Genomic DNA, 23,450 nt, shown 5'->3' on the forward strand with positions numbered 1-23,450 from the left:
TCAAATTATTGAGTTACAAAGTTAGCAATACCAGAAAGAACTTCGGGCATAATTTTTCTCCATGACTCATTATATGATTTTTGATTTTCTAATCTACCTCCTTTTATTTCTTTGAGAATATGATTCATATTATTAATAATCAACAAATCGGCATTTGGGGTCGCTTCTTTTAATTTTTCTGCTTGTACCATTTCTACCTGGATATCTTTATCACCGTGTATAAGAAGTAAGGGCATCTCTAATGTCGAAATCTCTAAAGAAGGATCATATTTAATCCATGATTTCATGAAAGGTTGTAAATCATATCTAAAAATAGACTCCAGAGCAGGTTCGTAATTTGTCGCTCTTCCGTTATCTTTTAATTGTTGAAAAGCCACTGCGGCACTTTTATCCAAACCCGGGGCTTGTTTTGAAATTTGTTTCACTATTACTTGATCGATAGATTCGCCATTTCCGGCTATTGAAATTACACCATCGGCAAGATCTTTTGCAGCTAGCATACCGATTAAAGAGCCTTGTCCGTGACCAAGAATCATAATCTTAGTGTAGCTTTTATTTTTTCTGAAATACTTGACAATCGACCTGGCATCTTCTACGTAATGGTCAAAAGAAATTTCATGTTCCCGTATTCCGAGTCTGTCCATTTTAAATAATCTTTTGTCATATCTATACGAGGCCACACCCAACTTTGCCAATTCGATGGCTAACTTCTTAAAGGTATCGTTTTTTGACATTCGATCATTACCATCCCGATTAATGGCTCCAGCATCCATGATAAAGATAAGCAAGGGTACTTCGTTGTCAGAATATGGTGTAACCAGGGAACCTTCAATAAATTTATTGATTTTTACAATAGCCGAATTGTATTCTTTCTCTTGGCTAAAATTGCTGATACAAAGGGTTGCAAAAAACAAAGAAAGTATACATTTCATGATGGGATATATAATTTATGGTATTTGTCAAACGATAAAAACACAATCATATTTTGATAGCATTATAAGCAAAATCAGTTAAGGATTCGTGCTATTTATAACTTCAACCCTGATTACGAAATTCTAATGCATAATCCGGGTTCAAACTTCATCACAAAGTTCTCGGGCATAAATCCGGTTAAAAAGTTATAATTCTTATTTTTTCTTAACGTATGGCTAACATACCCTTTTTTATCTTTGCCTCAAAATATATAGTGATGAATCGAATAGTATTAAAATTTTAAAAATTACTTCACAGGGTGGAGTGTTAAAAAATGTTTGGTAAACATTTTTAGCGCACATGCCAGGTGGCGCTGTCTCAAAGTAGTTCGTTAGTCAAAATAGTTCACACTATGTATTATATGTATTCAATTCTTTACTTAAAACAATAGCGTAGTATGAAATTTAAAAAGGGAGCCGTATGGATTATAATGCTTATTTCGGTAACAGGATTTGCATTGGATTATGATTGGGGTAAAACGGGTCATCGAGTTACTGGTCAAATAGCTGAAGCGCACCTTAGTGGTAAAGCTAAAAGAAATTTGGCAGCATTACTTGAAGGGCAAAGTCTAGCTATGGTATCAACCTTTGCAGACGAGATCAAAAGTGACAAAAAGTATAAAAAGTATCATCCCTGGCATTATGTTAATTTTCCATTCGATAAAAAATATGGTGAAACATCACCTAGTGCATCAGGTGATTTAGTACAAGGAATAGATAAGTGTATAGCAATTCTTAAAGACGAGCAAGCATCAACGTATGATAAACAATTTCACCTTAAACTATTAGTTCATTTTATTGGGGATTTACACCAACCCTTGCATGTTGGGAGGGCAGAAGATAAAGGAGGCAACGATATTCAAGTACGATGGTTTAAAGATGGCTCTAATCTTCATAGAGTATGGGATAGTGATATGATAGATCATTATGGAATGAGCTATACAGAACTATCTTTGAATAGAGCAGCACTAACCAAAACAGAAATTGAGGATATTCAAAAAGGGAGTGTGATAGATTGGGTTCATGAATCACAAAATCTGGCAGCGCAAGTATACCAGTCTGCTGCCATAGGCGAAAAATTAGGGTATGCCTATATGTATCGTAATTTTACCATGGTTCGCACTCAACTGCAAAAAGGAGGTCTACGTTTGGCAAAAGTTTTAAACGATATTTTTGGTTGATTTTGTCATAAATTACTCGACAATTAATTCTTTTCTATACTGCTTTGGTGACATCGAATAGTATTTCTTGAATGTTTTAGTGAGGTGACTCTCATCGGTATATCCCATTTGATATGCAATTTCAGCAATTGTAAACTCGGTGTGTTGCAACCTGTATTCTACGAGTTTCATTTTGTATTTTGTCACATATTGATGAATGGATTCACCCGTTTTTCTTTTAAAATAGGTACTAATAGAACTTTGGGACATGCCAAACTTATTCGCTAGAAAATTAATTTTGGTAAGATCATTATCATATACATTTTGTCGAATATGGCTTAATATCTGATCTATTTTAGAATGCCCGACAAAAACTTCATTTTGATTTGATTTATATTTTTCAGAAATATTACGCATAATAATGCTTAAGATTGTACTGATAGCATTCGAAATAATTTCTTGATAATATACTTTTTCATTTTTAAACTCATCAAGAACTACCTTATGAATATCCCAAATAATAGTTCTGTCCTCTTCATGAGAAATTACATCTCCGGGAATGATGTTGGGGTGGTGCAAGAGTTGTTCTATTCTTTGTAACCAATATTTCCTATCGGGTAAGTTCACTTTGCTAGAAAATAATAGTTCTGTGAATTTGAAATAGGTAAATTTTGAATGCTTTTCAATTTCAAAATGATGGGTGTCTTCTGGTGCCATCAAAAATATATTGTTCTCCTGGTATGGAAATCGTACTCCGTTAATAGTATGATATCCTTTTCCCTGCTCAATAAAAATAATTTCAAAGTAATTATGATTGTGTGGTTCTGCTTCCCATTCGTCGGTTTCATATTGATGTACCACAAAGGTTTCGTGCAGTGTATAGCGGTTCATAAGCAATTTTTTTCTATTGAAAGTTACAAAATAAAATTAATAATTTAACATTTTTTTTGCATAACTAGTACTGGTCTATTAGATTCATAGTTATTGAAAACGAAATAGTTATGGTTTTTCCGTACTAATTTTATGTTGAAATATACAAGTAGTGTATTTCAATTCATATTTATATTTGCACGCTAAAAACTAGGATTTATAATCGGTATATGAAGTTAAAAATATTGCTGTTTAATTTGTTACGTTTATGTTTGGGTATTTTTTTGGTGACAACCAGTATAAATGATGTTTTAAATTATACTGACTTTTTGGGGAGATTATATCAATATTTTGCGTCGGTTTCTATTCTTGATATTTATGTTGTTGAAGCACTAGCACCTTTGGTTCCTTTTGAAAAATTCATGATAGGTTTGTTCTTAATTCTTGGGATGTCTGAACACATTATGTTAAGAATTGCTATATTTTTATTTAGTTTTTTTACAGTTTATTTAATAGATGCCTCTCAGTGGTATTGTGCTGGCATCCACTTTTTACTTGTGGTAAGTGCTATTGTATTGATAAAAATACGCCCAGATCATTTTACTACCGCTGTACGTCTTGATTGACCTAGATTATTTCAATCTGTTTTAAAAAGGTTGCTATCGAATGATTCTAAATGTAAGATTGATTCGTGGTCCTACTTTTTTTTTGGTCTTTGGGATTTGGTGTAACCAACATTCCTGTGTTTTACCACGCATTAGTAAAAGGCTACCGTGTTGAAGCAAAATTTTTTGTTTTAATGCCTTGTTGGTTTTATGTTTAAAATGAAACCAGCGATCTTCTCCAAAACTTACCGAAGCTATGATAGGTTGAGTTCCTAATTCTTTCTCGTTGTCTGCATGCCAACCGTTACTGTCATTTCCATCCCGATATAAATTTAATAGGCAGGACGTAAAAGTAACAGCAGATGCATTTTGAATAGCATTTTTTATATAAAGTAACTCTTCGGTAAAAGTTTTAGGGTACATTGTAATATTTGAGTAGCGGTATGTATTGCTATTATTTGCATAAAGAGCAGTTAAACGGGGTTGGGGATAAGTTTTACCAAATATGGTGATATCATCCTGCTGCCAAGCTATAGAGCTTTGTAACGCCTCAAAAAGTTGAGTAGCCGTTGTATGATCAAAAAACTGAGGAAAATACGTTACTTCCGCATCGATCATAGGTAAAGTAATAGGGCTGTCATGTGAAGGAAAGAGATCAAGATTCATAAAGGTGCATAGATAGTTTAAAGGTATTGATACGCCCAATAGATTAAGCCAAATTGCAAAAATAATCTTAGTACAAGAACAGTTTTGGGCAAATTGAGACCTGCTTTTTTATTGATTAACATATGAAGGTGTACCGGGAAAAATAAAATTAGCATGATAATTATTCCCCAAAGCGATACCATTCTGGTGGTTTGAAATAATATCCCTATACCTGCTAAAATTTCGGCGATACCGCTTACATATACCAAAAACTTATGAGCGGGAAGGTACAAAGGCATAATACGAACAAAGGCCTTTGGACGAATACAATGAAAGACACCTGCGATAACAAAAATTAGTGATAAAAGATATAGGTGCCAACTCATTTCATTGCAGAAGTTTTTTGTCTATTTGCGGTATTAGGTATATAATTTTTGTTTCGTATACTATTTCTGATATATCCAACCTTTCTAAACTGCAGTGCTGTCCAATCTGCATCAATAGAAACTTGCCTTACAGGTTCCAGGTTGTAATCCCCAAGAACACCCCAACCATAATCTCTTGTAATCTCTGTATGATATGTTCTAGAACTTTTTTTGGGATAGGCAAACCACAAAATTGCATCGCCAATTAACTTTGGATATAAGGTTTCAATACGATTTTCGATTTGCTTCTTTTCTTTAACAAAAACAATCGCAAAATCTACCTCTGATACCTGAATTAGAGATTCTTTTATAACCACATCGCTAAGGCAATCCAATTCTTTGTAAAATCCTTCGGGTTCATTAAGAATTAGAATTTCATCCAGAGTAGGGGGAAGACGTAGTGTTTTAAATAGCGGAGTCATAGGAGTTCTGATTTCGTGTTTCTTAAAGATAAGAAAAAACAAACAAAAACCCATACCTGTTATCAGTTCTGCTAAAGAAACTCATAACCACTATTTAAAAACCCTAAAAAATAATATTAAAGTGTTATCTCCTTAGCATTATCCGGAGTTTCAAAGAGTGCACCTTCTTCCTGTAAAAATGTGATATCGGTAATTGTAGCTTCACCAATTTTATCGGTTAACCCCTTTTCTTCAGTCCATCCATAAAACACCCATTTTGTTGCAAATGGAATTCCTTCAATAGTTTCAAAATTTGTATAATAAATCGCATGTGGATTTGCTTCCGCTTTAGAAGTATCACCTTGACTGCCAAAGGTTACAATGTAAGCTGCTGCTTTAAGTATATTTTGATCTGGATCTGTATAAATAATATACCAATCATCGGGAGCATCACCTGTTCCCGGTTCAAAGGTAAGTTTAGCGGTTTGATGATCGATACTATGTAGAGGTTTGCTGTCTCCTAATTCCCATTTTGTTCCTGGATCATTTAATTTGTATGGCATACCGAAGAAATACGTCCAGGTAAACATGTCAAAACGGGCTCCTTTTTCACTGGCGTCTTTCGGGCATAAATATGCTTTCTCACCCGTATAGATCAATTTACTTCCGTCTTTTTTATCAATTCTAATCTTTGCTGAATTGGTAAGCATCGTAACTTTACCATCTAGGCGCTGTTTTCCTCGAAAACGTATATTGATTTTGAAACTGATCATCTTATGATTCAAAAACGCTTCTTTATGATGAGCTTTTTCAATATTTGTAATGTATTGATCCACAATAGAAAGCGCACCATCTCCAATACCGCCATCAGGTTCGACAGGCATTACTTCTTTATCTTCATTGTTGTTTACAGTACTATCCTTTTTAGCCTGGGTACAACTTATTAAAAGGAATAGGGTTGCTAAGATCCAGTAGTTTTTCATAACATAAGGTTTAGTTTGTGTTATCGTATGTATTTGAATTTTGAAGTGTTGTTCCACCTTTTAATAAGGCGAAAAGCTTAAAAATTCAATAAGCTTCGCGTTAAAATTAACAATTCTGTAGTCAGTTTATTGCTCTTTATGATAATTGTAACACTACTTTTTTACAGAATTAGGATTAAAGATATCCATAATTCGCGCAATTTGTGATAGATGTAACTGTAAAGGTTTGTAGTACGAATACCAGAATATTGCTGATTCTTATTCATAATAAAGTCTTTTAAATAGCTGTAAAAACTTTTCAAACTCTGTAGTTTTAATTTCAGCGATTTCCTTCTGACTATTTTTTGAAAGTAGTTCGACTAGATCTTTGTAGTACTCAATAGTCGTGATGATTTCTTCGATGTATTGCAATTGCTCCTTTAAGGGTAGATTTCCATAATACATAAGTTGTTGTTGATACTTATTTGCAATCTGCTCCCATAATTGAAGTGCTTTTTCATTTTCATTAATCCTAAAATACCCTTCTATAAAACGTCGCAATGTCGTATAATACTCATAAAGATCTACGGGAAGCTTCTCTATTCCTAAATCAAGTATGTTCTTAGCTTTTTGTATTTCACCTTCATTAATGAGCTGCTCGGCTAATCTGCCCAAACTTATTCTATAAGAGATGGCGTTTCTTCGGGTCACTGGGTCATGATAAACATTAGAGTTATTACTGTGATCCCATTTCCAGTTCATAACGGTTTGGTACATACGCTCGGTATCAATTCGTCCGTATTCGTAAGGGTTTTTTGGATCAACTTTTGTTTTTATAGGAACAAGTTTATAGGTTAAGCCATCTAGTTGAAGATAATCTTTCATCCAGATATAATCATCATCACCAAAACTTCCGCCAGAAAAATAAATAGGGCGTTTCCAATTAGTATTAGCTACAATATCGAGCATGACCAATCTATGTTTTAGCAAGTAATCGCCAGAAAGTTGAATATCAATATAGGGCACAATTTTATCGGCATCTTTTTGGGCTACTATACCATTGCGTAATACTGCATCTTTATCTACAGGAATTCGAATGTTTTTTGAAGGAAATGAATTTACTATAGCACCACTTTGCAAATGCCCTTTGGTTCTTGGGTCGTTAGAAGTAATCCAACGCAACCAATCTTTGATTAACATAGTATCTTCGGTAACAGATTGATAGTAGATGACATCATTATTTCCATAAGCATAAAACTCATGAGTCAAACTTATAGATAAAGGATCACTGTGATAGGCTTTCTTTTTCATTTGATCTACATACCAATCGGTAGCCAAATATCCTGCGACTATGGTTCTAATATCGGTCCTATAACCTTCAATGTCCTGTGCATACCACAATGAAAATGTATCATTATCGCCAATAGTAAACAAAATTGCATTTTCCTGACACGATGAGAGATAGTTTTTGGGGAGCGTACTTGCGGTATACTGATGAGATCGATCGTGATCATCCCAGTTTTTGGCAACTAGAACTCCCGGAACTGCACATACGCATATTACGGTAATGAATACGGGTAAAAATTTTATATTGAGTTTATTTTGAAGTAGTGTGTAGAGCCCAAGAACTCCCAAACCTATCCAAATCGCAAAAACATAAAATGAGCCTACCAGGGCATAATCCCGCTCTCTTACTTCAAAAGGTTTTTCATTTAAATAGACTTTAAGTGCAATACCTGTGAACAGAAAAAACACAAATACAGCCCAAAACCTTTGTTTATCACTTCGAAAATGAAAAAGAAAGCCTATAATACCTAAAAGTAGTGGTAAGAAGTAGTACGTGTTTCTGGCTTTATGATGTACAACAGAATCAGGAAGATTGTTTTGAGATCCTAGATGCCATTCATCTACAACTGGTATTCCGCTTAACCAGTTTCCATTAAGGTTATCCAACTCACCTTGTATATCGTTTTGTCTTCCTACAAAATTCCACATAAAATAACGCCAATACATATACCCTATTTGATAGCGAAATAGATAGTTGAGGTTATCGACAAATGAAGGTTTTTCTACATCGAGATAATTTCCAAAGTCCTGTAAAAATTTATGATATCCATTATGATCTATTTTACCCAGTGCATCGTTTTTTCTGAAGGTAGCGACAGCAGACAATACTTCTTTTTGATCACTATATTTTGCTTTGATTTTGAAGGATATGGGTGCGGTAAACCTCATATAGTTCGTGCTGTGTTCTGTACTCCACATTCTCGGAAAGAGCGATTTATGACCATCATCCAGATTTTGTTTGGCGTCTTTCCAATCATTTACAACAACATATTTTCGAGTATGATGATCTTTCTTATATTTGGGTTGGTCATCTTCATAAGGATTTTTAGGATCGAGATAGCTGTATGTTTCAGTAAATTGAGGACCGTATAGAAGCGGTATACTAGGATATTGTTCTAAATTGTAATACGCAAGAAGCTCATGAATCGTACTCGGATTATCTTCATTTATAACCGTTCCTGCAGTTGCTCTTATGGGAAGCATTACCCAACTAGAAAATCCAATTAGAATAAAAACAATACCGAGCAATGCTGTATTCAATCGTTGCAGTCGCCTTTTTCTTGTGTAAGACAACCCGATATAGCAAAGAATGAGTAACGACAGCAAAGCAATACTGATTCCTGAATTAAATGGGAATCTTAATATGTTAACACAAAAAAGTTCTGCTGCGGCAAAAAATTTGAGTGTGTAGGGGATAAGTATTATAAATATGAATAGCAACACCAATATAGCTGTGCTATTGGCTATGATAGAATTAAGAATACTGCTTTTTTTGGTATATTGAAAGTAGCATAGCAGTACGATAGCGGGAATAGCTAATATAGCCATAAAATGGACACCAAAGGCCAAGCCTATAATCAGGGCTATTAAAATCCCCCATCGATTGCCTCTTTTTGTATGCAGATCGCGTTCCCAAAGTAAGCCCAAGTAAAACGTTAACGAAAGCATCATAGTGGCCATCGCATAAACTTCTGCCTCTACAGCATTAAACCAAAAACTGTCGGTAAAAGCAAACGCCAGGCTACCGGTAAGACTACTCCCTAGAATTGCAATTTGTTGTTTTTTCGAAACTTGACCTGGGTTTTTGACGGTTTTTTTTGCTAAAAGCGTGATAGACCAGAATAAGAATGCTATGGTAAAAGCACTCGATATCACTGAAATCATATTCACAGTAAAGGCTATTTGGTCGTTATGTAGTGCAAAAATAGATATAAAAGCACCCATCATTTGGAATAAGGGCGCCCCTGGCGGATGACCAACCTGCAATTTTGAAGCTGTAGCAATGTATTCGCCTACATCCCAAAAGCTATTGGTAGGGGCTACAGTAAGTGTGTAGGTAACTACTGCAATTGTAAATACTGTCCATCCTAATATCTTGTTCCATTTATAGAACTGCCTAAGTACATTTTTATCTTTTATCACTACTCTAACATTTAATAGATCAAAAAAATGCAAAAGAATAGAGGTGAGCTTTATAAAACCAGGTTGAATAAGGTACTAGTACGGGGGTGATTTTGCTTGTTTATAGCATATTTATATAGTTTTACGTAACTATTAAGATTTCATATTGCGAAGCGGGCTGCTTTAAAAATTTGGTTTCCAGTCCATACCGATGGACTTGCCCTCCTAAGGATACTTCACTTTTTGAATAAAAGTTCTTTTCTGCTATTAATATTTAATTTACTATAAATATTAGTAATGTGTGTTTTTACCGTATTCAGACTTATAAATAGTTCGTTGGCAATCTCTTTATTGGTTTTTCCAGACATCATGAGTTCTTTAATAACTGTTTCCTGTTTACTTAACGTATGTGCAAGGTTAGTTTTTGAACGTTTTCGATATCGTATCATAAAAAAACACAAAATACCTATAACTCCTAGTGTAATCCCATTAATTATGATACTCAACTTGTAATTGTGAGTTGTTTTCTTTTGATGTGCCAGAGTAAGTTTGTTCTTTAAATATTGATAGGTCGCAGGATCCAGGTCGCTAGATTGTAGCTCTTTTAAAAGACCTGAATAGTAGGGTAGATTTGCTTCAATATCTTTTTCTAGTAACTGTTGCTCATCTAGTTTCTTGATGCTCATTAGTTTTACTAAAAGTATATGAAGGGAGTCTTTTACATATCCCCTGGTTTCTAATAAGTATTGTTTTGGATCGAAGTTTTTTGAAGCTATGTCATATCGTGCTTCAAACCTTTTGAGCTTTTGCCATTCTTTCTCTGCCTTATTACTAGTTACATATTCTGAAAATAGAGCAGTCCCTTTTTTAAAAAACAAAGAATCCTTTTTAGACAAGATGAACAGTTTATAGTTTTGGATAGATTTTGAAAGTAATTTTTTCTGGTAAGCTGATTTTGGATTAACATGCAATTTGTAAACTCTATCCTGTGCTGCAAACACCTCTTTACCAAAAGAAAAAAAACCGTCTTGGGTAAGCGTACTGGTGGCAATTATTTTAGTATGATCTTTTCCTGTTTTTTGATCAAAATCAACGGTACTTAAATAAACTTTCCGCTCCCAGGCGTCTGGAAAATCCATAGTAAGGTATCCCGAAACTGAATGCTGCCCCTTTACGCTTGTTAAAGTAAGTAACAGTACTATTATATGAAGTATAGGATTCGAATTCATCTTGAATCTTTAATTTTTCACTAAAATAAACGTATCGTTGCTCAAATCAAAAATTGACATAAAAAAACCGCTTTGCCTACATAAATTAGCAAAGCGGTATACATTGATTCGGTATGGTAATAAAGCCGATAAGGCTTAATCTACTTTATCATTTCGAAACTACGACTAATAAAAGCTGTGAGTTCTTCTCCTTTTAAAAGGTTTTGTGAAAGTCTAGCTAAGTCTAGAGACTGTTTGATTAAACGTTCTTTTTTCTTATCCGTTTTTGTATTTGCAATTTGACCAATTAATTCATGATTGGTATTCACGATAAGGTTATACATCTCTGGCATATTTCCCATGCCAAACATTCCGCCGCCACCGCCAGTTTGTTGCATTTCTTTCATACGACGCATAAACTCTGGTTGCGTAATCATAAATGGAGAAGCACCGCTATCCATAGCTTCTAGCTGTACCGTATACTTTTCTTTTGGAATTACTTTCTCGAGATCTGTTTTAAGACTTTCTTTTTCTTCGTCAGATAGTTTGGATATAGTTTCTTCATCCTTTTTGATCAAATTATCAACGTGATCGGCATCTACCCGAGCAAAAGTTACATTTTCTTTACTAGTTTCTAATTTCTGAATTAAATGAGAAACAATAGGAGAATCTAATAATAGCACCTCATATTCTTTATCTTTGGCAGCTTGGATATAGGCATGTTGCTCATCTTTATTAGAAGCATAAAGAATTACTAACTTATCGTCTTTATCGGTTTGACTATCCTTTATTTTATCCTGAAGCTCTTCAAAAGTTAAAAAGGTTTGATCAACTGTTGGGTATAGTGCGAATTTGTCTGCTTTTTCAAAGAATTTTTCCTCAGATAGCATTCCGTATTCGATTACTATTTTAATATCGTTCCACTTTTGCTCAAAATCTTCTCTGTTATTTTTGAACATTGAATTCAATTTATCAGCAACTTTTCGGGTAATATAGCTTGATATTTTCTTTACATTACCATCAGCTTGCAAGTAAGATCTTGAAACATTTAACGGGATATCGGGAGAATCAATGACACCTCGAAGCATCGTTAAAAACTCTGGTACTATGCCTTCTACGTTATCAGTAACAAATACTTGGTTTTGATACAATTGAATTCTATCTTTTTGAAGATTCATATCCTGACCCAACTTCGGAAAATAAAGAATACCCGTAAGATTAAAAGGGTAGTCTACGTTTAAATGGATATTAAACAAAGGCTCTTCAAACTGCATAGGGTACAATTCGCGATAGAAACTTTTGTAATCTTCCTCTTTTAAATCTGCCGGCTGTTTGGTCCAGGCCGGATTGGGATTATTAATAATATTATCAACCTCTTGCGTAGGGGCAGGATCCTCTTCTTTAGCATCTTCTGGCTTAGGTAGTGTTTCTGTTTTTGTTCCAAATTTGATTGGTACCGGCATAAACTTATTATATTTTACCAATAACTCTCTAATTCGGCTTTCTTCAAGAAATTCAACATCCTCTTCACCTATATGAAGAATAACTTCTGTTCCTCTTTCCGTTTTTTCGTGTTTATCCAGGCTGTAGGTGGGAGAACCATCACAAATCCAATGTGCGGCAGGTTCGTCTTTATACGACTTGGTTATAATTTCAACTTTACTGGCTACCATAAAGGCAGAATAGAATCCTAAACCAAAATGCCCTATAATACCAGAATCTTTGGCACTATCTTTATATTTTTCAAGAAATTCTTCAGCACCAGAAAAAGCTACTTCATTAATGTATTTCTCAACTTCTTCAGCAGTCATACCAATACCTTGATCGATGATATGCAGCTTTTTATTGTCTTTATCAATTTTTACTTCAATTAAAGGATTTCCGTAGGTTACCTTCGCCTCACCAATACTCGTAAGGTGCTTTAATTTTAATGTTGCATCTGTTGCGTTTGATATCAATTCACGCAAAAATATCTCGTGATCAGAATACAAAAATTTCTTGATTAGTGGGAAAATGTTTTCTACAGATACATTTATATTTCCTGTTGCCATCGTTCTTAGTTTTAATTTAATGTAATTTTTAACATGAGGTCAAAAAAAATACCAATGTGATTCATATGACAAAGTGACATTGAAACAGCTTTTTTTAGTTTTTTGTGATTGTAATACGTAACTTTAAAAGGGAATTTAAAATACCAAGTAGTACGTTGGAGAACGGGGAGTTACTTTCAAATTTTTTGAAACAACTTTAACATATTTTTTGTTCAACTTTTTCATTTAAACATTAAACAATTATTATATTTACACTAAATATTAAGGATATGGCAGCACCGAAGAAAAAGCAAGTAGTTGACCGAAATTATATTTTGTCTGAATTTATGACTTATGTTTTAGAACATGAGCGGTATCCTGTATCTGTGTACAAATTTTGTAAGGTTGCAAAATTAAAAGAGGAAGAATTTTACAAATTTTTTGGTAATCTAGAAAGTATCAGAAAAAGCATATGGTCTACATTTTTTGAAGCTACTGTAGAGGCCATGAAAAAGAATAAAGAGTACGCGAGTTTTAGTAGTAGAGAAAAGATGTTGACTTTGTTCTACAGTCTTTTTGAAACAATGACACTTAATAGAAGTTATATATTATTTGTATTAAAATATCATGACCAGCCGATGAAAAATCTAAAGCAATTGAAAGGATTGAGATTGCATATAAAAGATTTTGCTGCTGATTTAATAGAAGAAGATAATGATGAAAAGAAATATAAATTAGCAAAGAATCCAGTACCTATTTTTTCTGAAGGTGCATGGCTGCAATTTTTATTTCTATTGAATTTCTGGGTAGGAGACGAATCCTCTAGTTTCGAAAAAACAGATATTGCTATTGAAAAGTCGGTGAATACCATCTTTGATCTTTTTGACAATACGCCGCTTACTAATGTATTGGATTTTGGAAAATTTCTGTGGAATGAAAAGGTAATGTGGAATTAGTGTAAGCAAAAGCTTAGGATATAGACAAACTATAAAATATATTGATTGAATGAAAACTATAGATAAAATACCAACAACCAAATTAGGAAGAACCACAGAGTTGGTGAAGACTGGTGTAAAGGTAGGAGGTAATTATCTTAAATATTATGGTAAAAAGGCAGTAAACCCTAGCTTAACCAAGGACCAATTAAATGAAGATAATGCAGCTGATATTTATGATGGTTTGAAAAGTTTGAAAGGAAGCGCTTTAAAGGTTGCACAAATGCTGTCTATGGAGAAAAATTTACTACCTAATGCGTATGTAGAAAAATTTTCTCTTTCTCAATTTAGTGTGCCCCCATTATCGGCACCATTAGTGAGAAAAACCTTTAAAAAGTATCACGGAAAATATCCAGAAGAATTATATGATACGTTTGCAACTCAATCTGTTAATGCTGCGAGTATCGGTCAGGTACATAAGGCGATTAAAGATGGGAAAAAACTTGCTGTGAAAATTCAATATCCTGGAGTTGCAAACAGTATAAGTTCTGACTTGGCGATGGTCAAACCCATCGCCATCAGAATGTTTAATTTGAAAGGAAAAGATTCTGAGAAGTATTTTAAAGAGCTAGAGGGTAAATTATTAGAAGAGACAGATTATATTCTCGAAGTACAGCAGAGTAAAGAAATAACCAAGGCGTGTTCTGCCATTCCTAATTTAAAGTTTCCTCGTTATTACGAAGAATTGTCTAGCGAGCGAATCATTACTATGGATTGGATGGATGGTCTGCATCTTAGCGAGTTCGCAAAACAAAATAGCGATCAAGATAAAGCAGATCGTATTGGTCAGGCGCTTTGGGATTTTTATATGTATCAAATGCATATACTAAAAGCTGTACACGCCGATCCACACCCCGGTAATTTTTTGGTAGATAAAAATGATTGCCTAATTGCTATAGATTTTGGATGTGTAAAAAAAATACCTTTAGAATTTTATACGCCTTATTTTGAATTAGCAGATAAAGAAAACATTGATAATCCCCGTTTTTTTGCCCAAAAGATGTTTCAATTGGAAATACTCCGAGAAGATGATACAGAAGAAGAGCAAAAATTCTTCTCGGAGTTGTTCCATGAGATGTTAAGTCTATTTACAAAACCCTTTAATGAAGAGGTATTTGATTTTGCAAATGAAAGCTTTTGGGGACAAATTACTGAATTAAGTGAAAAATATTCTAAAAATACAGAGCTAAGAAAAATGAATGGTAATAGAGGAAGTAAACATTTCTTGTATATCAATCGAACGTTTTTTGGCTTATACAACTTGTTACACGACTTGAGAGCTAAAGTACGTGTTAACAATTTTGAAAAGTACCTTTAGTCAATCGCCCGATTGACTTGGTTTGTTTATTTATTGGTTAGGTTGTTAGAAAGATGCGCTGTGGTTGGCGCATCTTTCGCTTTTTACATCAAAATCTGCTTTTCTTTTTTAACCTAGTTTATATATTAAAATTTCGTTATAAGATTTTAAAATGGAATAGGACCAAGTGTTTTCTAAGTTTCAGCATAGTAGTTTACCCTAGCAGAGTCGAAGGGCTACGGTGATATTTAAAAATATAACGTAGTGCTTGGTTTTGTAGTAGCTTCAAACCGTAATACCTGCTCGCCTTTTTCTAAATAAGATGGCAGGTGGGGATCTTCTGATGCATAAAGCTGTTTACTATATTTTGTGTAGTCAAATACACAAACTCTCATGTTTACATAAGATTTTTGTTAAATAGAGTCCCACATTATGATTTGAGACTTCTGTTCCAAAAAATATTCCAAAATTCGAACCTAATTAACTCTTAATCTTACCTTTATGAAAACACTAAAAACGAATATGATAATGTTCACTATTGCTGCCCTACTATGTTCCTGCAGTAGTGACGACAACAATAATCCAGAAACCGGAGACGAAATTGAAATCCGCCCTATTAGCGAACTGGCAGAAGATCCGGATTTCATCAAATTTATGGAGCTGTATTATTTTCCAGAAACTGAAATACCTGATTTAAGAGTTGCTTATGAGACCTTAAAAGAATTTGAAGGTCAGAATTTGTTTAACGAAAGGAATGAAGAACAATTAGCAAGACTTGCAGTAGCCTTTGGTTATGCCAATGCTGAAGATATGGAAATATATCTAAAAGAATTGTACAAAAGGCAAAAACTATTAGAAAATAATTACAAATTGAGTCAGGTCGACGCTAGTATTTTAAATAATATTCAAAGAGCAGCTTATGATCAACTTGTTTTAAAAAAGGTGAATTTTATTGTAGAAGATAAACAGTACGCACCTAAAGATACACGCGAAGTTTTTAATAAACTTCTAAAAGAGTGTCAGGAAAAGGATCGAGAAGAATCGCTAAATGGTAATGAAGATGCTTGCTACTCAGTTCAGAAGGTAAGATTAGGTGAGCTATATGATATTTACGGTATAGATTACTGGGAAGTACCTAGTCAGTGTCTTTTAGCATTCGAAGATTGGTTTGATTACTGCACAAAAAAACGTTTTTTTGAATACATGTTCTACGTCGATATTTCCATATTTGATTTAAATTGTTGTATTGTGCATAGTTGTTTTGACGTAGGTGAGGATTTTGCTGAATTTTCTGAGGAATATGCAGAAGATAACTGTGATGTAGATATCCCAGTCTCTTGACTTATTATTGGTGCACTATACAATCGCAACATTATTAATTTTAAAGATAAAGGGGAAAGCATAACCTCTAGAGGCTTCGATACTTGATAATACTATTAGAAAATTTACGTATCGAAATATGATATCGCAGTAAATTCGAAATAAAAACACCTAATTATTTTTGTAATCAGGTGTTTTTTGTGTCATCTTTTTAAAGACTATTAGGTATTCTTTTGTTGATCGCTATCATTGCGAACTACTCTTTTTTAGCATAGAGAAAATTACTTCAACTCTGTTATTTTCGGTAAAACCAAGTTTGCCTGCTGTTCTGCCAAACGGTGAATACGTATAATCGATGGCAGCGTTATCATAATTATCAATTATCCTAAAATAAGTCGATTGAGGGTAATACCTTGTTAAGTCTAATTTCAAATCTACTTTTGATTGTGCCAAATGCTATTAAAGAAACGATAGATAAGTTATGATTCTCGAATGATCAAAATGATAGCCTAGCTATTTTCGAAAATTCTACCTACTCTTGTGCAAAATTTTCTGTCATGATAATGAAAGACAACTCTTATGTCAGCATTTAAAGTAAGGATAACCACCAAATAACCAATTATGTATAGTTAATTGGATTCATGGGGTTCTTCAGTACTTACTACAGTTAAATTAAGTCATTTTCAATTGCTACTCTTAAGTTTTCACTTCCTATAAAAACTAAGCGTCTTTACGAATTTTCAATTTTTTTTATAGCTTTAAGGATAACGGATCAAGAAAAATTGTAAATATGAGAGTTTCATTCGTATAATATGACACTCAATTTTAGAAAAACTTTCTCGTTTCTAAGAAATTCTATCAGCAGTTTATTGTTTTACTATTTATTTTGATATTCTTAGGTAATCATAATTTTAATTCGTGACTTTAAAGTTTTATTATTGTAAAGAAGATTGCAATATTAACCTCTCTGTTTTTTTATGAAACGCCTCATTTACCAATTTATATTAATCATAGTTTTTACATTCTTTAATGTTTCTAACGGAAGATCCCAGGTTTTTGTAAGTGATACTTTAAACATAAATACTGAAGATAAGGATAAGCTTAACAACCTTATTTCTAATGCTCTAGAGGTTTTTAATCGGGGTGATTATAAAAATTACAATAAATACCTTGACACAATTTACAGTTTATGTGAAAAAAATGAACTGTATCAGTTAAAAAATAGGGTTTTGATTCAACAAGCCGTTGTTTTAGATAAGACTGGTCTGTATGAAGATGCCATTATCAAATTTCAGCAGGTACTTGATTTGTCAGAAAATAGTGGATTGAGTGAATTAGAGATGGCTGTTCTTCTAATGAATCTTTGCAATACCTACGAAAATATAGTTGAATATGATAAAGTTGCCAAACTAGCGCATGAAGTTATTAATCTACAAGAAAATCAACAACTTCCTTTGGTATTAAAAGCATCTGCCTTTAGTGCGCTAGGAGCTGTTAGTAGCCATCATAAGCAATACAAGAACGCTTTGGAATATCATAAAAAAACAGAGCAGATAGGAATCAAAATTAAAAATAAACCTCAAAGTTTGAATGTTATAGGCTATGCCAAAATAAACCTCGCAGAGTCTTACTTATTTTTGAAACGATATAACGAAGCTTTGTCTACAGCTAAAGAGTCATTACAAATTGCCGAAGAAATTAAATCCTCAGAATATCAAGCGCTAAGTTTACATCATATATCCAATGCGTTAAAAAAACTCAATCAATTTGATGAGTCTTTGAAAGTAGCAAACAAATCAAATAAAATTGCTCTAGAACAAGGATATAGGGAATTGGTAATGAATAATTATCTTCTTTCAGCTGAAATTAACGAAGAGTTACAAGCGTACGAAGCTTCAAGTACGAACTATAAAAAATACCTTAAAGCAAAAGATGATTTTTTAATTACGCTTACCAAAGCCAAGCGTTTGGATGTTGAAAAAGAGCTCGCCGAAAAGGAAAAAGTAATAATTGAGCAAAAAGAATCTATTGACCAATTATATGTATATAGCATACCCACTATATTAATTCTTTTAATGATTCTATTTTTTTACGTAAGAAAGAAAAAGCTGCTAGAGAAAGAGAAACAACAGATGCTACAAAATCGTACGATTTTGGAAAACGAAAACTTGTCTTTAAAAAGTAAATTAAAGGCTTTAGCTATTTCACCGTTTGCAAATAATAATTCTGAACCTAGGAAAAAACATAAAAAATCTTCTTTAAGTGATCGAGACAAAACAACGTATACTACCCTAATATTAGAGTACATGGAAAACGAAAAACCTTATCTCAATCCAGGTTTAAAACAATCTGATGTTGCAAAACAATTATCAATTAGTGTACATCTCTTGTCCAAGATTTTGAATGATTGCTTTCAAAGAAATTTTAATGGATTTATAAATCTATATAGGGTTAATGAAGCAAAAAAGCGTTTAAAAAATCCAGAGTTCATCCATAATAAGATCATTGCGATCGGGTACGAGGTAGGTTTTTCAAGTAAAACATCATTTTATCGTGTCTTTAAAAATACGGTTGGTAAAACTCCTACAGATTATAGAAGTTTAATAAAAAATACTTCATAGGATTGAGTAGATGCGCACTTGGCTACTATTTATATTTCATTCTCTCGAATAATAGGGCTTGACACAGTAACATAGATTTCTACAAAAGTATTGTAGATAGAGAAATAAAAGAGCATCAATCATATTAATAAAAATTATATTTAAAATAGGATTGTCCGTTTAAGTACCTAATGCATGTTTTTGTCATCCTGCACCGAGTAGAAGGGTTGATAAACACATCTTGACTACGCTTGATGTGACATTTTATTATTAATTTTTGACACTATGGTAATTTTACAAACATTCAATTTATTAATTATTATTATGCGTGCATACAATATGATATAGGTTTCTTTTACTAAAATGTTAAGAATACATATATTGTCTGTCGGTACCATTTCTCTATAATGTTGTATATGATAAAGGTGCCTCTTGCTATTTTATTTTATGCTACACCAGTATATTTTAATTAGTTTCCAAAAAATATAAGACACAATACTCAATACAATGTATACTTCAAAAATATCAGGATTAGGATCCTATGTTCCAGAAAACGTAGTCACCAACGATGACCTATCTAAAATTATGGATACTAATGACGCGTGGATACAAGAACGTACCGGGATTAAGGAAAGACGCCATATAAAAAAAGGAGATGGTAATAGTACCTCTACAATGGGAGTAAAAGCAGCAAAAATTGCTTTAGAAAGAGCTGGATTAACGACTGATGAAGTTGATCTTATCATTTTTGCCACTTTGAGTCCGGATATGTATTTCCCTGGTGGCGGAGTTCGAGTTCAGCATATGATGAACATGAATACGATTCCGGCATTAGATATTCGTAATCAATGTAGTGGTTTTATTTATGCGCTATCTGTAGCAGATCAATTTATAAAAACAGGAATGTATAAAAATGTTCTGGTGATAGGAAGTGAAAATCACAGCGGTGGTTTAGATATGACGACTCGGGGCAGGGGGGTATCCGTAATTTTTGGTGATGGTGCCGGAGCCGCCGTAGTAACCAGAAGCGAAAAAGAGAATGTTGGTATTTTATCTACGCATCTTCACAGCGAAGGAGCACATGCCAAAGAATTATCACTCGAAGGACCAAGTACCGAACATTGGGTTCCCGAAATTATTGCTGAAAATCCTCAAGAAGACATTCCTTATTATCCTTACATGAACGGACAGTTTGTGTTTAAGAATGCTGTGGTTCGTTTTTCTGAAGTTATCAATGAAGGGCTACAACAAAATAAGCTTCAAGCCGAAGATATTGATATGTTAATACCGCACCAGGCAAATCTTAGAATTTCTCAATTTGTACAGAAGCAATTTAAACTTAATGATGATCAGGTATATAATAATATTCAAAAATATGGTAATACAACAGCTGCATCTATACCTATAGCTCTTACCGAAGCCTGGGAAAATGGAAAAATTAAAGAGGGAGATTTAGTAGTTTTGGCAGCTTTTGGCAGTGGTTTTACATGGGGTAGCGCCATAATAAGGTGGTAATGATTAAGGTGCAAAGAAAAAACAAAAATTAAAAACGCAAAGCGAAAAAGCTTTGCGTTTTTTATGTAATAACTCGGTTATTATTTTTTAAAGGCTAATTCAAATAAATCATAACCATATCTTATATAATAAACGCGGCAAATCGTGTTCTGTTACAGATTTAATTGCTTTTTGCAATTATTTAACGTTATACTCGCGTTATATTAATAAATATAAATTTAACTAAATCAATTAGTATAGTTTATTATATTAACATTTTTTTCATTAAAAATTTAGTTAAACAGTGATTATTTTGATGTTATGTTATCAAGCTAGGTATGCGTTACCATTAATTCATAGTGAAAATTTTAAAGGTTGATGCTTCAGATTTTTGTTTTGAATTTTGATTTTATGAATATCCGTAATTTAACCTAAACGGTTTGCGTCAAGCTGAATACTGAAACGAGTTCAGCACAGGCTTGTTTCAGCTTCTCATCTCAATGTACTGAAAATAAACGTAATGAGATCCTGAAATGAATTCAGGATGACTTCTCAGTTAAATTTTAGGCATAATAATGTATAATCAATTGATTTTTATCTTTAAACCCTTATGCATTAGAAAATCTATTACGGCTTTAAACTACTGCAAAACCAAGCACTACGTTGTATTTTTATGTGTCGCCGTAGTCCTTTGACTCCGCTTAGGGTAAACTGCTATGCTTAAACATAGAAAACACTCCCAACGCTACATCTCGCTCAAAGCAATGCTTTGTCAAAGTATTTTCAAACCTCATAATGAAAGTCTAATGTATAAAGTAGGTTTAAAAATAATTGATATAGAATCCTATCTTCACTTGCTATAATGTACAACAAATAAAAACCGCCCTAGAATAAGAGCGGTTTTTCTATAATAACCAAATCATAACACTAACCATCAACTATGAATAAGATTTGATTATTATCAAGTAACTAACTAACTAAATTTATGAAAAATCATATCTTTATTAGTAAGACTAAGAGCTGGCGGTAGTGTTACAGGCTTAGACAGTTTTTAACACTATTGCTGCGTATTTTAACTTTTGAACCCTTATTTTAGAGGTTCATTTTAGCGATTTTCAAAAAATGATATGGGGAAAAAAACATTAGTATTAGGAGCTTCATTGAAATCTAACCGATATTCAAATTATGCCATTCAAAAACTAGTTAAGTATGATCATGAAGTAGTAGCTATTGGTCAGAAAGAAGGTATGGTTGACGGTGTTCATATTCATACGAGAAAACTACAATTTGATGCTATTCATACTGTGACACTTTATCTCAATCCTTCACGTCAAACTTCGTATTATGAATATATCATTGGTCTTGCACCCAAAAGAGTAATTTTTAATCCCGGTACAGAGAATCAGGAATTTTACGAATTGTTAGATCAAGCTAATATTGAAGTTGAGGTAGCTTGTACCCTGGTATTACTTTCTACGAATCAATATTAATCCGATAAAAGTGAGCAGTCCATTTAAGGGTAGTAGTTCATACCCCATTTGGTATCCTCCTATAAACTCTTTTGGAATATTAGAAATTCCTATGATAATGAGTACAGCACTCAAAGCAACCAACCAGGTGTATTGATCATATATAGTATATTTTGTAAAGATTCCAAAGGCAAATAATCCTAGCAAAGGGCCATAAGTATATGTTGCCACAGTAAGTAAATTACTAATTACGTTTTCTGTTAGCACATGCTTAAATAAAATGATAACTAAAATTAATAAAATACTCATGCCTACATGTGTATATTTTCGAACCTTAGTTTGATCTTTCGAATCTCTTTTCTCGATTTTCAAAAAGTCAATACAAAATGAAGTGGTAAGTGAAGTTAAAGCACTATCGGCACTACTGTAAGCTGCTGCGATCAGCCCAAGAATAAACGATATAGCTAATACGATACCGAGCTCTCCTTGTATTGCTATTTCAGGAAACAAAAGATCGGTTTTAGTTTTACCGTCCATTACCGGAATGGCGATATTGAATTTTTCGGCATAAATAAACAAGAGCGCCCCCAATAATAGAAATACGAAATTTACGATGACCAAAACTAAGCTAAACGAAATCATATTTTTTTGAGCTTCTTTCAAATTACGACAAGTAAGATTTTTTTGCATCATATCCTGATCCAGTCCGGTCATGCATATGGCTATGAACATTCCGCCAATAAAGGATTTAAAAAAATGATTCTTAGATAAGAAATCGTCAAAGAAAAAACTCTTTTGATATGTATTTAATTCATCAGAAGCCATAAATTCTGAAAGTGTCCATCCGATTTTATCATTGATATAGTATATGGCCATACCTACTGCCAACAGCATGAATAACGTTTGCAACGTATCTGTCCATACAATAGTTTTAATACCACCTCTGAAGGTGTATATCCAGATCAAGATAATTGAAAGTATTACGGTAATTTCGAAAGGTATGTTCCATTGATTAAAAATATAATGTTGTAAAACAATAGCGACCAGATACAATCGAAACGATGCGCCTAATACCCTGGAGATAAAAAAGAAAAAAGCACCGGTTTTATAGCTTACGGTGCCAAATCTTTGTTCTAAATATTGATATATCGAAGTGACATTAAGGCGATAGTATATAGGCATTAGTAAATACGCAATTACGAAATACCCTATCAAATACCCTAGCACGACCTGCATGTAACTAAATTGCGATGCTTCTACCCACCCCGGAACTGAAATAAAAGTAACACCGCTTAGGGATGCGCCGATCATTCCGAAAGCCACTACATACCAGGGTGATTGTCGATTTGCTTTAAAAAAAGTATCATTTCCGGCGTTTTTCCCAGTTAGATATGAAATGAGAAGAAGAATTCCAAAATATGCCGCAATAAGAAGCAGAATATGAATAGGCTGCATAAATTCTAGTTAAATAGATGACCAAAATACAAATTAACTCGAAAACCCAAAACTATACTTAGATAACTATTACAT

Annotated in this window: 19 protein-coding genes; 8 read left to right on the top strand and 11 right to left on the bottom strand. The window is 33.3% G+C overall.

The window, feature by feature from the left end; all coding sequences use genetic code 11:
- Positions 1–5: 5 nt before the first annotated feature.
- Entirely contained in the window at positions 6–932 is a 927-nt protein-coding gene (locus J8281_RS08610) for an alpha/beta hydrolase (protein ID WP_210197206.1), read from the bottom strand.
- Between the two features lie 437 nt (positions 933–1,369).
- Here J8281_RS08610 and J8281_RS08615 point away from each other — a divergent pair, with 437 nt between their 5' ends.
- On the top strand, positions 1,370–2,152 hold the full coding sequence (locus tag J8281_RS08615; protein ID WP_210197207.1) for a S1/P1 nuclease: 783 nt from the start codon (positions 1,370–1,372) through the stop codon (positions 2,150–2,152).
- 12 nt (positions 2,153–2,164) lie between these two features.
- On the opposite strand, the gene J8281_RS08620 is transcribed toward J8281_RS08615, so the two are convergent.
- Positions 2,165–3,022 (bottom strand): AraC family transcriptional regulator, encoded by an 858-nt coding sequence (locus tag J8281_RS08620; protein WP_210197208.1) that lies wholly within the window; start codon positions 3,020–3,022, stop codon positions 2,165–2,167.
- Between the two features lie 209 nt (positions 3,023–3,231).
- Here J8281_RS08620 and J8281_RS08625 point away from each other — a divergent pair, with 209 nt between their 5' ends.
- Positions 3,232–3,627 (top strand): MauE/DoxX family redox-associated membrane protein, encoded by a 396-nt coding sequence (locus J8281_RS08625; RefSeq protein ID WP_210197209.1) that lies wholly within the window; start codon positions 3,232–3,234, stop codon positions 3,625–3,627.
- 33 nt (positions 3,628–3,660) lie between these two features.
- On the opposite strand, the gene J8281_RS08630 is transcribed toward J8281_RS08625, so the two are convergent.
- The 7 genes from J8281_RS08630 to htpG form a co-directional block, all read right to left on the bottom strand.
- Entirely contained in the window at positions 3,661–4,272 is a 612-nt protein-coding gene (locus J8281_RS08630; protein ID WP_210197210.1) for an alpha-ketoglutarate-dependent dioxygenase AlkB, read from the bottom strand.
- Between the two features lie 17 nt (positions 4,273–4,289).
- On the bottom strand, positions 4,290–4,637 hold the full coding sequence (locus J8281_RS08635) for a MauE/DoxX family redox-associated membrane protein (RefSeq protein WP_210197211.1): 348 nt from the start codon (positions 4,635–4,637) through the stop codon (positions 4,290–4,292).
- The gene (locus J8281_RS08640) at positions 4,634–5,098 is read right to left on the bottom strand and encodes a hypothetical protein (RefSeq protein ID WP_210197212.1); all 465 of its coding nucleotides are present in this window, start codon (positions 5,096–5,098) and stop codon (positions 4,634–4,636) included. The genes J8281_RS08635 and J8281_RS08640 overlap by 4 nt, the downstream gene beginning before the upstream one ends.
- Before the next feature lie 116 nt (positions 5,099–5,214).
- On the bottom strand, positions 5,215–6,060 hold the full coding sequence (locus J8281_RS08645; RefSeq protein WP_210197213.1) for a hypothetical protein: 846 nt from the start codon (positions 6,058–6,060) through the stop codon (positions 5,215–5,217).
- Positions 6,061–6,318: 258 nt separating this feature from the next.
- Positions 6,319–9,528: a DUF2723 domain-containing protein gene (locus J8281_RS08650; RefSeq protein ID WP_210197214.1), complete on the bottom strand. Its 3,210-nt coding sequence runs from the start codon at positions 9,526–9,528 to the stop codon at positions 6,319–6,321.
- 215 nt (positions 9,529–9,743) lie between these two features.
- On the bottom strand, positions 9,744–10,736 hold the full coding sequence (locus tag J8281_RS08655) for a LuxR C-terminal-related transcriptional regulator (protein ID WP_210197215.1): 993 nt from the start codon (positions 10,734–10,736) through the stop codon (positions 9,744–9,746).
- A gap of 140 nt (positions 10,737–10,876) precedes the next feature.
- Positions 10,877–12,766, bottom strand: coding sequence for a molecular chaperone HtpG (htpG, locus tag J8281_RS08660; RefSeq protein ID WP_210197216.1), 1,890 nt, complete (start codon positions 12,764–12,766; stop codon positions 10,877–10,879).
- 269 nt (positions 12,767–13,035) lie between these two features.
- Between htpG and J8281_RS08665 the strand changes: the two genes are divergently transcribed.
- From J8281_RS08665 to J8281_RS08675, 3 genes are all read left to right on the top strand, one after another.
- Entirely contained in the window at positions 13,036–13,701 is a 666-nt protein-coding gene (locus J8281_RS08665) for a TetR family transcriptional regulator C-terminal domain-containing protein (RefSeq protein WP_210197217.1), read from the top strand.
- Between the two features lie 49 nt (positions 13,702–13,750).
- Positions 13,751–15,058 carry an AarF/ABC1/UbiB kinase family protein gene (locus J8281_RS08670; protein ID WP_210197218.1) on the top strand — a complete coding sequence of 436 codons (1,308 nt, stop codon included), beginning with the start codon at positions 13,751–13,753 and terminating at the stop codon, positions 15,056–15,058.
- 480 nt (positions 15,059–15,538) lie between these two features.
- Positions 15,539–16,378 (top strand): hypothetical protein, encoded by an 840-nt coding sequence (locus J8281_RS08675; protein ID WP_210197219.1) that lies wholly within the window; start codon positions 15,539–15,541, stop codon positions 16,376–16,378.
- A gap of 225 nt (positions 16,379–16,603) precedes the next feature.
- Here J8281_RS08675 and J8281_RS08680 read toward each other — a convergent pair whose 3' ends face one another.
- Positions 16,604–16,810 carry a hypothetical protein gene (locus J8281_RS08680; RefSeq protein ID WP_210197220.1) on the bottom strand — a complete coding sequence of 69 codons (207 nt, stop codon included), beginning with the start codon at positions 16,808–16,810 and terminating at the stop codon, positions 16,604–16,606.
- 524 nt (positions 16,811–17,334) lie between these two features.
- On the opposite strand from J8281_RS08680, the gene J8281_RS08685 reads away from it, so the two are divergent.
- The 3 genes from J8281_RS08685 (at position 17,335) to J8281_RS08695 (ending at position 21,941) form a co-directional block, all read left to right on the top strand.
- Positions 17,335–18,978: a helix-turn-helix domain-containing protein gene (locus J8281_RS08685; protein WP_210197221.1), complete on the top strand. Its 1,644-nt coding sequence runs from the start codon at positions 17,335–17,337 to the stop codon at positions 18,976–18,978.
- Between the two features lie 486 nt (positions 18,979–19,464).
- Positions 19,465–20,472, top strand: a complete 1,008-nt coding sequence (locus J8281_RS08690; RefSeq protein WP_210197222.1) for a 3-oxoacyl-ACP synthase III family protein — start codon at positions 19,465–19,467, stop codon at positions 20,470–20,472.
- Positions 20,473–21,578: 1,106 nt separating this feature from the next.
- Entirely contained in the window at positions 21,579–21,941 is a 363-nt protein-coding gene (locus J8281_RS08695; RefSeq protein WP_210197223.1) for a CoA-binding protein, read from the top strand.
- On the opposite strand, the gene J8281_RS08700 is transcribed toward J8281_RS08695, so the two are convergent.
- Positions 21,918–23,375: a sodium:solute symporter gene (locus tag J8281_RS08700; protein ID WP_210197224.1), complete on the bottom strand. Its 1,458-nt coding sequence runs from the start codon at positions 23,373–23,375 to the stop codon at positions 21,918–21,920. The genes J8281_RS08695 and J8281_RS08700 overlap by 24 nt on opposite strands.
- Positions 23,376–23,450 lie beyond the last annotated feature (75 nt).

It is taken from the genome of Aquimarina sp. U1-2 (genome assembly GCF_017897595.1).
Lineage (GTDB): Bacteria > Bacteroidota > Bacteroidia > Flavobacteriales > Flavobacteriaceae > Aquimarina.

Excerpts from the sequence above, each read along its gene's own strand:
- J8281_RS08690 (WP_210197222.1), top strand. The coding sequence starts at position 19,465 with ATGTATACTTCAAAAATATCAGGATTAGGATCCTATGTTCCAGAAAAC.
- J8281_RS08610 (WP_210197206.1), bottom strand. The coding sequence starts at position 932 with ATGAAATGTATACTTTCTTTGTTTTTTGCAACCCTTTGTATCAGCAAT.
- J8281_RS08655 (WP_210197215.1), bottom strand. The coding sequence starts at position 10,736 with ATGAATTCGAATCCTATACTTCATATAATAGTACTGTTACTTACTTTA.
- J8281_RS08620 (WP_210197208.1), bottom strand. The coding sequence starts at position 3,022 with ATGAACCGCTATACACTGCACGAAACCTTTGTGGTACATCAATATGAA.
- J8281_RS08700 (WP_210197224.1), bottom strand. The coding sequence starts at position 23,375 with ATGCAGCCTATTCATATTCTGCTTCTTATTGCGGCATATTTTGGAATT.
- J8281_RS08625 (WP_210197209.1), top strand. The coding sequence starts at position 3,232 with ATGAAGTTAAAAATATTGCTGTTTAATTTGTTACGTTTATGTTTGGGT.
- J8281_RS08640 (WP_210197212.1), bottom strand. The coding sequence starts at position 5,098 with ATGACTCCGCTATTTAAAACACTACGTCTTCCCCCTACTCTGGATGAA.
- J8281_RS08675 (WP_210197219.1), top strand. The coding sequence starts at position 15,539 with ATGAAAACACTAAAAACGAATATGATAATGTTCACTATTGCTGCCCTA.
- J8281_RS08695 (WP_210197223.1), top strand. The coding sequence starts at position 21,579 with ATGGGGAAAAAAACATTAGTATTAGGAGCTTCATTGAAATCTAACCGA.
- htpG (WP_210197216.1), bottom strand. The coding sequence starts at position 12,766 with ATGGCAACAGGAAATATAAATGTATCTGTAGAAAACATTTTCCCACTA.
- J8281_RS08635 (WP_210197211.1), bottom strand. The coding sequence starts at position 4,637 with ATGAGTTGGCACCTATATCTTTTATCACTAATTTTTGTTATCGCAGGT.
- J8281_RS08685 (WP_210197221.1), top strand. The coding sequence starts at position 17,335 with ATGAAACGCCTCATTTACCAATTTATATTAATCATAGTTTTTACATTC.
- J8281_RS08665 (WP_210197217.1), top strand. The coding sequence starts at position 13,036 with ATGGCAGCACCGAAGAAAAAGCAAGTAGTTGACCGAAATTATATTTTG.
- J8281_RS08630 (WP_210197210.1), bottom strand. The coding sequence starts at position 4,272 with ATGAATCTTGATCTCTTTCCTTCACATGACAGCCCTATTACTTTACCT.
- J8281_RS08615 (WP_210197207.1), top strand. The coding sequence starts at position 1,370 with ATGAAATTTAAAAAGGGAGCCGTATGGATTATAATGCTTATTTCGGTA.
- J8281_RS08645 (WP_210197213.1), bottom strand. The coding sequence starts at position 6,060 with ATGAAAAACTACTGGATCTTAGCAACCCTATTCCTTTTAATAAGTTGT.
- J8281_RS08670 (WP_210197218.1), top strand. The coding sequence starts at position 13,751 with ATGAAAACTATAGATAAAATACCAACAACCAAATTAGGAAGAACCACA.